This is a genomic window from Psychrobacter sp. H27 (assembly GCF_059072655.1).
In genome coordinates this window covers 1,683,410-1,695,781 of record NZ_JCACRX010000001.1, presented here as the reverse complement: position 1 = coordinate 1,695,781, position 12,372 = coordinate 1,683,410, and the positions used below count along the sequence as shown (strand labels likewise).

The following is a 12,372-nucleotide window of genomic DNA, read 5'->3' as shown; positions in this document are numbered from 1 at the left end:
AACAACTTATTGGTCGTAGTAAAAACGCTAAACTTTGCAAATAAAATGTAATCGATGTTGCCAGACTGTATCATCAAGCTGGCACTTACACGTATGATCACCTATTTATATTAGTGTTTTTCTATATTGACACTTTATCGTGTTGATACCTTCTTAGGTGACATAACTGACGTAATAGTAATAGTAATAGTATGATAGCGAGTACGCTGAGTTTTAGATAAGCAAAAAAAGACCACCTAGTAGTGGTCTTAATCTGAGTTGGCTACAAAAACAGCGCTAGCAAAGTGTGTGCAAATTAATGCTGTGATTTGCGCTTCATTTGCTCAAAGAATTCGTCATTAGTTTTTGCTTCTTTGAGACGATCTAACAAGAACTCAGTCGCTTGGACACCATCCATTGGCTGTAGTAGTTTACGCAAGATCCATACCTTACGCAGCTTATCTTCATCCAATAGACGCTCTTCGCGGCGCGTACCAGATTTTTTGATATTAATCGCAGGGAAGACGCGTTTTTCGGCCAAGTCGCGCTCAAGCGTGATTTCTTGGTTACCCGTTCCTTTAAATTCTTCAAAGATAACACTGTCCATTTTACTACCAGTATCGATCAATGCACTGGCAATAATCGTCAAGCTTCCGCCTTCCTCGACGTTACGCGCAGCACCGAAGAAACGTTTTGGACGTTCTAGAGCATTGGCGTCCAAACCACCAGTCAAGACTTTACCTGATGACGGTATGACGGTGTTATAAGCCCGCGCCAGACGAGTAATCGAATCTAATAAAATGACCACGTCTTGCTTATGCTCAACCAAACGCTTGGCTTTTTCGATGACCATTTCAGCCACTTGTACGTGACGCTGTGGCGGCTCATCAAAGGTCGAGGCAACCACTTCACCGCGCACGGTACGCTCCATCTCGGTGACTTCTTCTGGACGTTCATCAATCAAAAGTACAATCAGGTAGCATTCAGGATTATTGCGAGTGATGGACTGAGCAATAGATTGCAATAACATCGTTTTACCTGCTTTTGGCGGTGCGACGATGATAGAGCGCTGACCTTTACCAATCGGAGCGATTAGGTCAATGATACGACCCGTCAAATCCTCAGTAGTACCGTTACCAAGCTCAAGTTTTAGCTGCTCAGTTGGGAATAGGGGCGTTAGGTTCTCAAAGATAAGCTTATGACGTGAGCGGTCTGGTGTATCAAAGTTGATCTCGCCGACTTTAAGAAGCGCAAAATAACGCTCAGAATCTTTTGGTGGGCGAATCGTACCAGCGATACTGTCACCAGTTTTTAGGCTGAAGCGGCGGATCTGACTAGGGCTGACGTAGATATCGTCAGGACCTGCTAAATAAGAGCCTTCTGATGAGCGCAAAAAGCCAAAGCCATCAGGAAGAACCTCAAGTACGCCATCGCCATAGATAGCCTCGCCATTACGAGCGTGAGTTTTTAGGATAGCAAAGATAATGTCTTGTTTACGGCTACGCGCCATGTTATCAAGACCCATTTCTTTGGCGATAGCCAATAGCTCAGAGATTGATTTTTTCTTTAATTCAGTTAGATTCATAGATAGGTCATTAGCAATTGATCAGATGAGAGATGCCATTAGCAGCACAAATCACGACAGTGATTAAAATAACAGTAATATGAGGATAGAGGGTAGTTGTACAGCGCTGTGGTTTATGTAGTTTTGGTTATGCATGTCTGCTTATGGACGCATTGCGATCGGTAGATGCAAGGTCTTAAGAAATAGGGATAAAAAAGGCTACATAAGAGTCTGCGTCAAAAACTCAATATCAGTAATTGCGTTTAGTCATTTTGTTCAGCAATGGTGTTTATAATGACGATTGTGTTTTTGTTGATAAACACGAGGAGAATAGCGACAAGATACTAGGAAAACAGTTGGTTTTCTCTTGTCAGCAGACTATACGGTCTTCACAATAGCATTGTCAATAATTTTTGCCAAAAAATTCGTATAATCAAGTTTTTTGCACAAAAAACAAGCAAAAAAGCCACTATCTGATTCAGATAATGGCTTTTCACGTGTTCTACTTATTTGCCCCAAATAGTTTAGAGCAACTGCATTCGGCTTATAAATGCTTGTCTAGGACTTTAGCCAATTCAGCTTTTGGTTGTAGACCCATTACTGAGTCAACCTTTTCGCCGTCTTTGAATACAAATAACGTTGGGATGTTGCGAATACCGAAACGGCTTGCTGCTTGTGGGTTGTTGTCCACATCTACTTTGACGATTTTAACTTTATCTTGGTACTCAGTTGCTAGATCTTCTAAAATAGGGGCAATGGCTTTACAAGGACCACACCATGGTGCCCAGAAGTCTACCAGTACAGGCACGTCTGATTGTAGAACGTCTTGATCAAAGTCTGTGTCGGTAGTATGTACAATAATGTCTGACATAATTTTATCTCTCTTGTTTTGTAACTTCTATCATCACGTATCGACGTGCATATTGATTTAATAATGAATCGATTGATGATTAAAGAATTGTTTAGAAGGGGTGAAAATGTGCCATTATATTAACATGTTTGCTCATGCTTGACAGATGCAGGCTGGTTAAATTGTTTAACAATTACGATTAGCACAATAAATCAAGACAAAATAATACTGCTTAGGTTTTCCCTGTTACTTGCTATAACCATTGTGACAATAATGCATTTCTTTAAGCACCTGCCAGTCATATAGCAGCGGTTGCTTTCGGTATCAAACAACAATATTTTGAGCACAGTAACCACAGCGCTAGCGTATCAAAACGACATCAATCAAAATCACATATTTAATCCAATTTACATAAGTAGTTAATTTTATGCCTTTTACCGATGAAGAAGTCAATGCCCTTAACGCTCAAGAAAATGCTTACCCGCTCGAGTTTTTCAAGAATTTTGCACAAGAAATTACTGTTTATGAGGACGATGATATTTGGGTGGTTGATAAACCAGCAGGGCTGCTAAGTGTCGATGGCAAAACGCTAAAGGTAAGTCTGCTCGCTCGGCTTGCGCGTGCCAATCCAGCGGTCAAACTGATTCATCGATTAGATATGGATACATCAGGACTGCTTATTTTTGCAAAAAATGCAGAAGCCCAAACCAATATCAGTAAGCAGTTTATTGAGCGTCTACCACAAAAAAAATATCAAGCGCGGGTCTTTGGCGAATGGGAGCAGGTGGGTGCAACGGGTAAGATCTCCGTGCCAGTGCGTTATGAGCCGACTACCAAACCGCGTCATATCGTCGATCACGACTGGTCAAAACATGCATTAACATTGTATGAAGTCATAGCGCACGAAATGTGTAATGGTGAAGCAGTTACTCGAGTGATGCTCAAACCGGTGACGGGTCGCAGTCATCAGTTGCGCGTACATATGGTCCATGCAGGTCACGTGATGATTGGTGACCCGATTTATGCTGAAGGTGCGGCACTCAAGATTGCACCAAGGCTAAACTTACATGCGCAGCAATTACGGTTAAAACATCCAGTATTGGGTGCTTGGATGGATTGGGAAAGCCCATGTCCGTTTTAGGGCGTTAGATTCTGTGTTTTAGAGCGTTAGATTTTGTAAAGGGAAATGAATAGAGGCCATAACAGCTATGGCCTCAAAGTCAGTCACATAGCATCAGCTATGCACACAAGGATGAGAGCATGCTTAACAACACCGCACAAGGTATCAAAAAACGTCTTAGACGTAAAAGCAAAAAATTGAATGTGCCAGCCGATTATGAAGTCATGATTATTGGCGCCGGTATCGCCGGTATTGGCATGGCTTGCCGTTTACAGCAACTACAGCACACAAACTTATTTGGCCAAAAAAGCGCAAAAAAGCAAAAGAAAAATAAATCAGTCGATAAGAAAAATACCTCGCAGCGCTTTGTCGTACTAGAAAAACGTGCTGATCTTGGCGGTACGTGGGATTTATTTACTTATCCTGGTATTCGTTCTGACTCCGATGCGCTCACCTTTGGCTATAACTTTAGGCCGTGGCTAGATTATAGAATGTTGGCAGCAGGGGGCGATATTAAGCGTTATATCGCTGATACGGCGCGCGAGTTTGGTATTACAGATCATATCCGCTACGAGCATGAAGTCCAGCAGATAGCATGGTCGAGCATTGATCAGTTATGGACAGCAACCATAAAAAATCATGCCAGCGGAGAGGTATTTGTCAAAACAGCAAAGTTCGTCGTGGGTGCTACGGGCTACTACGACTATGAGCAAGGGTATCGACCTCATTTTGATGGCGAAGAGGACTTCCGTGGGCATATTGTCCATCCACAGCACTGGAATGATCTAAAGTATCACGACAAAAAAGTAGTCATCATCGGTAGCGGTGCGACTGCCATGACGCTACTGCCTGCGATGGTGGACGAAGATAGTGATCAGTGTGCACGCCACATCACGATGCTACAGCGGACGCCAACTTATGTGGCGAGTGTGCCAGGCGATGATTATGCTATGGATTGGCTATCAGGTAAATTTTCACCCTTGTCAAAAGAGCAAGCTTATACAGCGCTACGTGCACGTAATGTGCTACGGCAGCAAGGGTTATATAAATTAGCGACTCACGCACCCAAGCTGATGAGAGCTGTACTCAAGAGTGGCGTAAAAAAAGAGCTAAAAGGTAGCGATATTGATGTCGAGCATTTCATGCCTGACTATGATCCTTGGGATCAACGAGTATGCGCCGTACCAGACAGTGATTTATTTGAGTCTTTGCAAGGCAAACGTGCAGCGGTGGTGACCGATCAGATCGACCGTTTTACCACGACTGGTATCCTGCTGCAATCAGGAGAGCATCTCGATGCTGACATCATCGTTACTGCAACGGGTTTGAAACTGCAAATGCTGGGCGGCGCAGCGGTATATATCGATGGTCAAGCTATCGATATCGGCACGCGCATGACGTATAAGGCAGTCATGATTGAGGGCATACCTAACATGGCGGCTTTGTTCGGTTACACCAATGCTTCATGGACGCTAAAAATCGATTTGGCGTGTCAGTATCTGGTCAGGCTACTGAGTTACATGCATAAAAACCGTTACCAAGTTGCATTGCCACAAGCAGAGACGGCGAAAGCTACTGCCTGTGCTCAGACAGACACTGTGATGGGCTCGCTGTCATCTGGATATGTCAGGCGCGCCACAGACAGACTGCCTAAGCAAGGCGATCGCTACCCGTGGTACGTGACCAATAACTATCTTAGCGATCATGTCATGCTTAAATACCGCAAAATAAAAGACGACTGGTTGCGGTTTAGTCATTAGTAGCTAATCAGTGTATGACAGTCGCTATTGATGTTCGTTTTCAATGGTGACTGTCAATAAATTCAGCCACCTGTTTGCTCAACATCTGCCATAAAGTCTCTTGTGCGCTTTTACTGCCCCAAGCATTGTGCGGACTAAAGATAACACGCGGATGGTCACTGAGACTGAGCAGTGGGTCGTCCTTAGCAATAGGCTCTTGTTCGAACACGTCACTGGCATAACCGATAACTTGTTCCTTGTTAATCGCGTCGGTCAATGCCTGACTGTCGACCACACCGCCACGAGCCACATTTACGATGAGTGGTTGCTTGCTCATTTTTGCCAGAGTGTCTTTATTAATGAGATGCTCGGTCTGCTCGTTTAGCGGGCAATGCAGGCTTATCACATCAGCCTGTGCTAGCACGTCATCAAATGCAGTGTACTCATCACTACGAGGAGTGCGCTCTTGATGCTCTGCCCAGAGTACTGTCATGCCAAAAGCACGTGCGATCTCGGTTACGCGCTTGCCAATCGTACCGATACCAATGATGCCTAGCGTCTTGTCTTCCAAGTCTATCAGCGGAATATCTAGCAGGCAAAAATTGCCATTTGCTAGCCATGTACCATCAGCGACTTTTTGATGGTAGTGAATGCCAGCACGCAAGGCAGTTAGCATCAGCATAAAGGTGTGCTCAGGGACGCTTTTTACCGCGTAACCTGCGACATTATAAAGTGTGACGTCATGCTTATCGCAAGCGTCATGATCGACATTGTTCATGCCAGTAGCAGTCAACTGGATAAGCTTTAGCTTGGGGAGTTGTGCTATTACCTCAGCGCTGATGTGGACTTTATTAGTGATAATAATATCGGCGTCACGACAGCGCTCGATGATGACGTCTGTATCTTTTGGTGTGTCATTATAAGTGACGTAATCGCTCACGCCTGTTGGTGCAGGCAGGTCGATACCGTCAGAAAAAGTACCTTTGTCTAAAAAAACGGCTTGCATGGTTGCTCCTTATTTATTGTTGTCATATAGGATTTATTGTTGTCATATAGGTCAGTTTTATATAGAAAATGCTCGAACAAATCACTTTACATAAGCATTCATCAAATAAATCATTATCGGCTTAATGTAGCACGCTAATATTTTTAGTCAAAAACCAATTCGTGAAATGCTATCGCCGTAGACATAAGCGGCTAAAAACAAAGTAATTTATATAATAAACCGATCTACCCAGGCTGATTTGGTCTGAAGTCTTCATAAAATTATGGGTATCACAATCGACCTCTTGAAAATTCAACTTAACGCACTCATCTAGCCGCTAACGTTATATAATGGTATGGCTTAGCTATTGGTTTTCTTAAGACTAATTTTACCAAGATTACAATACTGCATTCACATTTACTGATGCTGTGCATGGTTTGTAATCTTATCGCTATCAAAAGCCACCATTGCTATCTAATTTTTAATTATCTGAGTACAAAAGACATCGCCCTATGACTATCTCTATTGCTTCATTGCACAGTACTGAATTCGCCGTTGGCCAACGTTATTTATCTGATACGGAATCTGAGCTTGGCTTAGGTGTGGTTATCGATGTCGATGATCGATGTGTGCATATTTTATTTCCACAAAGTGAAGAGACGCGCGTCTACGCAAAAAACTCTGCGCCACTATCGCGCGTGGTGTTCAAAGTGGGCGATACCATCTATGACCAAGATGGCAAAAGCTACACCGTAAATGCTGTCGATGAAGTCATGGGTGTACTCAAGTACGGCGTTGATGAGCACGAAAAAGGCATCATGGAGACCCGTTTGGCTGCCAATATCACATTGGCTAAGCCGCTTGAGCGTCTGCTTGCTGGTCGTATCGAACGTGGTGACTGGTATGAGCTGCGCCAAGATATCTTGCGTATGCAGTCAGCACTGGCAGGTCATCCTCTAAAGGGTCTGATGGGTGCGCGTGTCGATATTATCGAGCATCAGCTCTATATCGCACACGAAGTCGGTAAGCGTATCGCGCCGCGTGTACTATTGGCTGACGAAGTGGGTCTTGGTAAAACCATCGAAGCGGGTATGATTATCCATCAGCAGCTGCTAACAGGCAAGGCTGAGCGCGTGCTCATTTTAGTGCCAGACAGCTTGCAGTATCAGTGGATGATCGAGCTGCGTCGCCGATTTAATCTAAATTTTGCGCTGTTTGATTTGGTGCGTACGGCTGCTATCAAAGAACATGACCCTGAGCAAAACGTCTTTGCCACTGAGCAATGCATCATCGCAGGTATGGATCTATTGATAGACCATCCTGATTTGTATGATCAAGCGATGGATGCAGGGTTTGACCTACTGGTCGTTGATGAGGCGCATCATCTGCATTGGGATGAAGCACAGGGCGGTAATGATCAATATGATCTGGTGGCAGATTTTGCAGAAGAGACCCCAGGGGTCATGCTGCTGACCGCAACACCAGAACAGCTTGGTGCGCAAAGTCACTTTGCCCGTCTACGTCTGCTCGATCCAGACCGTTTTGATGATCTAGATGAGTTCATTGATGGTCAGGCTGCTTTTGAGGAGACGGCAGCTGTGGCTGGTGTCTTGATAGAAGACAAGCCGCTAAATGAAGGTCAAATCGCTGCTCTGAGTAGTCTATTGGACATCAGTATTGATGAGCTGGCTTCGATTAATGAAGACGACAAGCTACGCACGCATGCGCTCAACGAGCTACTAGATCGTCATGGTACGGGTCGTATTTTATTCCGTAATACGCGTGAGAGTGTCAAGGGGTTCTATGGTCGTAGTAGCCAGCCGCATCCACTACCATTGCCTGAAGCATGGCGTGACAGCTATCAAACCAATGGCAAATTGCGTGAGCAGCTGTGGGGTGAAGAAAACCAACCAGATGGTGGCTGGTTAGAGGACGACCCGCGTGTCTCTTGGTTGATTGATATCCTACGCGGTGAGCTTAAGCAGCAAAAGGTGCTGTTGATCGCGCGTAGTGGTGCAACCGTAGAGAGCCTAGAAGCGGTATTGCGTCTGCATGCCGGTATAAAAACCGCTATCTTTACTGAGCAGATGACGCTACTAGAGCGTGACCAAGCCGCCGCATTCTTTGCTGATAGTGAAGGCGCGCAGATACTATTGTGTTCGGAGATTGGCTCAGAAGGTCGCAACTTCCAGTTTGCAAGCCAACTGGTACTATGGGATCTCCCTGCCAATCCAGATACGCTAGAGCAGCGTATTGGTCGCCTAGATCGTATCGGACAAACCCAGCAGATCATGCTGCATGTCCCTTATGTGCAGGGTACGGCACAAGAGCGTCTGTATCACTGGTATAACGATGCGCTGAACATGTTTAGCCAAATATCGCCAACCGCACAAAGCGTACAAGAGCAGTATATTCAAGATCTTAAGCCTATGCTTGAAGGCGCTGACACCGCTGAAAACAATGTCATTCTACAAGACATTATCGATGAAGCGCTGCAAACGCGACTGGGGCTTGAAGCGCAGTTGCAAGCGGGTCGCGATCGTCTGTTAGAGTACAACTCGTGTCGCCCGCGTGTCGCTGGTCGTATCGCTGACGCTATGCGCGATTTTGATGGCAACAATCTATTACCGCACTTCATTGAGCGTTTCTTTGCCTCTGCCAATATCGATCATAACATCCAGCGTGATGGCTCGTGGGTTATCGCGCCTATCGACAGCACAGAGATTAGTGACTATATCGACGGGTTGCCGCTTGGCGATGAAGATGGTATGACATTGACATTTGAGCGTGAGCAAGCGCTGCAGCGTGAAGATATCGACTTTATCACGCATGAGCATCCGTTGATGCGCGCCATCTATGAGCTGGCGAGTACCAGCACCTTTGGTAATACCACTGTGGCTATGCTTAAAAGCGCTGCTGTCCCGCAAGGCATGGTACTGCTAGAGGTCAACTTCCGCGTTGAAGCCATCGCACCAAAGCTGCTTAATTTGCCCGCGACATTGACCACACAAAACATCCGCGTCTTTATCAGTGAGCAAGGCAGTGACTTATCTGCTCGTATTAGTGCCGATATGATCATGCCGCATATTGAGCGTTTGGACAAAAACCGTGCCCGCCAAGTCATCAAGGTACGCAGCGATGTGATTGAGCAGCGTTACTATGAAGCTGAAGATATCGCACGCGCGCAGATCGCTGAGATTGGTGAGCAAGCCAGTAGCCGCTTTAGTCAGCAGTGGTCGCGCGAGATCAAACGTCTCAAGCATCTGCAAACTATTAATCCAAACGTACGTCCTGAAGAGATTGAGCGTCTAGAACAGCTCAAGGCCCAAGGCGAGCAAGCGCTTGGTAACTTGTCATTGGTACCGGACTCTATTCGTGTGCTGGTCGCCGTCAAGCCATAGATAGTGCAGTATTATCGTTGAAACCATCAAAAAACGAGATGTTATCAGACATCTCGTTTTTTTGGTTCATACTACTTACACACACTGATAAATCGTTATTTGTTGAGCAAAAACAGCAAAGCAACACTCGCAAGTAAGCCGACAGTAGCTAGTCAAAGCTATAGATATTGGGTAAGATGTTTACCTTTTCTATCGAAAATAAATATGTAGCGATGGCTCTGTTAGCTACCGTTGTATGTTCGTTCTACAGTATCGCTTGTGTCTGTTAGCAAGTGATCTCATGTTATTTTACATGCAAGCGCAGCAGTTATATCGCGTCGATATGGTTAGATGCTTATTTTCGAATGCTGGGTGTTGTTGATAAAAATAAGGAAACATATCGTCATGTCCAATAATTCACAACTGATCGATGAGCTGCTGGCTACCATCGCACTTATTGAAGTTACCCCTGATGTCTTTGAAGGCAAAAGCCATGACTATGTGGGCAGTCGTATATTTGGTGGACAAGTGCTTGCCCAAGCGATCATGGCAGCCGCGCATACCTTGGAGCAAGACAAGCCCTGTCATTCACTGCATGGGTACTTTTTGCGCGGCGGGGATATCAATCAACCAGTGATCTATCAAGTGCGCCGTCTGCGTGATGGTCGCAGCCTCTCTGCACGCGAAGTGACGGCTATTCAGTATAAAGAAGTACGTGGTAAGCCGCCTGTTGAGCAAGTGATATTTTCGATGATTGCCTCGTTTTCACCGATGGAGGAAGGGCTTGAGTACCAAGAGGACATGCCTGTTTATCCACCGCCAGAAGACTTGCTGACCGAGCAAGAGTTAAAAGAAGAGAATGTTGGAAAAGTACCAGAAGCGCTCAAAGCAAGATTTATGCGCCGCCGTCATGTCGAGATAAAACCCGTTAAGCCGCGTAACCCGATTAGCCCAGAACCTATGAAACCCAAACAGGCAAACTGGCTACGTATTCATAAGCTTGGGAATCAGCCAGTAGCGATTCAGCAAGCACTATTGGCATTTTCGTCGGATTTTTATTTGGTTGGCACGGGGCTGATGTCACATGGCGTGAGCTTTATGACCAGTGGGTTACAAGCCGCTAGTATCGATCACTCGATGCATTTTCATCGTGAGTTTGATCTGAATAAATGGATGCTATACGACATGTGGAGTGACACCACTTCTAATGCGAAAGGGTTAAACCATGGTCAGTTTTGGCAAGAAGGCAAACTGGTCGCAACCGTGCAGCAAGAAGGTCTAATGCGCTTGCGTGTGCCAAAGTCTTAAGATTCTTAGTTTCAGCTACCTTTACATTGCCATCATAAAAAAGCGACTCACTGTCTATAGTGAGTCGCTTTTTTTGTACCAGTTTTTTACACTGACTTTTATTCTAAGATCTTAATCATCGCACGCGGCAGTCCTAAACTATCCTGGGCTGTTTGTTCAGTCAGCCATTTAAAATCAATCTCAGCCGCTGCTAATTTCTCATTGAGCTCTAGTATTTGCGAAGCATTGACCGTTAGTTTTTGTGGGGTTAAATACCAATGAAAATGAGTTAATGAGTGCTTGATAGGCGCATCATCAAGCAATGACTTACTGACTGATTGTGCAGCTAGCTTATTATTCGTCAACCATTCATTAATAATTTGCTCAGCCGTGGTGAATTCGGCTTCGTATACTTTTTCATGACTACGGACGTCACTTGGCACAGTTGATGATTTATCATCGCTCGCTGGTTTTTTAGCATCAGTCTTACCAGTGGCTTTACTACTTGTCTTACCGTCAATTTTTTCTACAAACTGTAATGGCAAGCTCCACAATCCACCCCAAATGCCATTGTCAGGGCGTTGTAGCCATAGTATCTCACCGTCTACATTTTCTATCAGCAATGCATTACTAAACTTACTTGGTTTGGGCTGTTTTTTGGCTTTGACGGGGTAGTCAGTCTCGCGCCCTTCTGCATGTGCCAAGCAGTCGGCTTGCAATGGACATAATAGGCACGCAGGCTTGCGGCGAACACATAGCGTTGCGCCCATATCCATCATCGCTTGAGCAAACAGTCCTGAGTTTTCTTTTGGGGTCAGGCGCTCCGCTAGTGCCCATAACTCTTTGGTCGTGGCAGACTTGGTAATGTCACCATCGATGGCCGCCCAGCGCGTTAATACGCGTTTGACATTGCCATCGCAGATGACGCCGTAACGGTGTAATCCCATCGCCATGATCGCGCCAGCAGTAGATGGACCAACACCAGAAATAGCCTCCCACCCTGCGAGCGTCTGCGGGAAGTTGCCTGTTTCATCGATTACCTCGACCAACTGCTTCGCGCCTTTGTGCAGATTACGTGCACGCGCATAGTAGCCAAGTCCTGCCCAATGCTCTGCTACGGTATCCCATTCTGCTGCGGCTAAATCCTGCACGGTCGGAAACGTCTCCATAAAACGCGCAAAGTAGGGTAATACGGTGGTGACCTGCGTTTGCTGAAGCATCACTTCAGATAGCCAAACAATATAAGGATTGGGCGTGTCGGTTTGATGCTGTTGCCACGGCAAATCGTGGCGACCGTTTTCGGCAAACCAATCGAGTAGGCGTGGAGCGAAAGAGTCTAATGCTGTTGTAGGCTGAGAAAAGGGAGTGTCGGGTATGGCGGTAGGTTGGGTCATAGGCTCTTATAAAATTGACATTAAGTAAAGGGAGCTTTGATTATACTTAAGCAAAGCGTTTATCCTATATGGTG

At 45.4% G+C, this 12,372-nt stretch carries 8 protein-coding genes; 4 read left to right on the top strand and 4 right to left on the bottom strand.

The window, feature by feature from the left end:
• Positions 1–295: 295 nt before the first annotated feature.
• A complete protein-coding gene (gene rho, locus AC5JPY_RS06805; RefSeq protein WP_319051599.1) occupies positions 296–1,564 on the bottom strand; it encodes a transcription termination factor Rho in 1,269 nt (422 codons plus the stop codon).
• Positions 1,565–2,087: 523 nt separating this feature from the next.
• Positions 2,088–2,414 carry a thioredoxin gene (gene trxA / locus AC5JPY_RS06800; RefSeq protein WP_443526672.1) on the bottom strand — a complete coding sequence of 109 codons (327 nt, stop codon included), beginning with the start codon at positions 2,412–2,414 and terminating at the stop codon, positions 2,088–2,090.
• Positions 2,415–2,820: 406 nt separating this feature from the next.
• Here trxA and AC5JPY_RS06795 point away from each other — a divergent pair, with 406 nt between their 5' ends.
• Together AC5JPY_RS06795 and AC5JPY_RS06790 are read left to right on the top strand one after the other, a co-directional pair.
• Entirely contained in the window at positions 2,821–3,534 is a 714-nt protein-coding gene (locus AC5JPY_RS06795; RefSeq protein ID WP_443526670.1) for an RluA family pseudouridine synthase, read from the top strand.
• A 182-nt stretch (positions 3,535–3,716) separates the two neighbouring features.
• A complete protein-coding gene (locus AC5JPY_RS06790; protein WP_443526817.1) occupies positions 3,717–5,273 on the top strand; it encodes a flavin-containing monooxygenase in 1,557 nt (518 codons plus the stop codon).
• Positions 5,274–5,313: 40 nt separating this feature from the next.
• Here the strand turns inward: AC5JPY_RS06790 and AC5JPY_RS06785 are convergent, their stop codons facing one another.
• Complete coding sequence (locus AC5JPY_RS06785) at positions 5,314–6,258, bottom strand: NAD(P)-dependent oxidoreductase (RefSeq protein WP_443526669.1); 945 nt, start codon at positions 6,256–6,258, stop codon at positions 5,314–5,316.
• A 491-nt stretch (positions 6,259–6,749) separates the two neighbouring features.
• Between AC5JPY_RS06785 and rapA the strand changes: the two genes are divergently transcribed.
• Complete coding sequence (gene rapA / locus AC5JPY_RS06780; protein WP_443526668.1) at positions 6,750–9,638, top strand: RNA polymerase-associated protein RapA; 2,889 nt, start codon at positions 6,750–6,752, stop codon at positions 9,636–9,638.
• Between the two features lie 384 nt (positions 9,639–10,022).
• Complete coding sequence (locus AC5JPY_RS06775; RefSeq protein WP_319051593.1) at positions 10,023–10,925, top strand: acyl-CoA thioesterase; 903 nt, start codon at positions 10,023–10,025, stop codon at positions 10,923–10,925.
• A 98-nt stretch (positions 10,926–11,023) separates the two neighbouring features.
• Here AC5JPY_RS06775 and mutY read toward each other — a convergent pair whose 3' ends face one another.
• The gene (mutY, locus tag AC5JPY_RS06770; protein ID WP_443526666.1) at positions 11,024–12,298 is read right to left on the bottom strand and encodes an A/G-specific adenine glycosylase; all 1,275 of its coding nucleotides are present in this window, start codon (positions 12,296–12,298) and stop codon (positions 11,024–11,026) included.
• Between the last annotated feature and the right edge of the window lie 74 nt (positions 12,299–12,372).

What these genes read in the sequence shown, in the direction of transcription:
- rho (WP_319051599.1), bottom strand. Translation starts at nt 1,564, where the DNA reads ATGAATCTAACTGAATTAAAGAAAAAATCAATCTCTGAGCTATTGGCT.
- trxA (WP_443526672.1), bottom strand. Translation starts at nt 2,414, where the DNA reads ATGTCAGACATTATTGTACATACTACCGACACAGACTTTGATCAAGAC.
- AC5JPY_RS06795 (WP_443526670.1), top strand. Translation starts at nt 2,821, where the DNA reads ATGCCTTTTACCGATGAAGAAGTCAATGCCCTTAACGCTCAAGAAAAT.
- AC5JPY_RS06785 (WP_443526669.1), bottom strand. Translation starts at nt 6,258, where the DNA reads ATGCAAGCCGTTTTTTTAGACAAAGGTACTTTTTCTGACGGTATCGAC.
- rapA (WP_443526668.1), top strand. Translation starts at nt 6,750, where the DNA reads ATGACTATCTCTATTGCTTCATTGCACAGTACTGAATTCGCCGTTGGC.
- AC5JPY_RS06775 (WP_319051593.1), top strand. Translation starts at nt 10,023, where the DNA reads ATGTCCAATAATTCACAACTGATCGATGAGCTGCTGGCTACCATCGCA.
- mutY (WP_443526666.1), bottom strand. Translation starts at nt 12,298, where the DNA reads ATGACCCAACCTACCGCCATACCCGACACTCCCTTTTCTCAGCCTACA.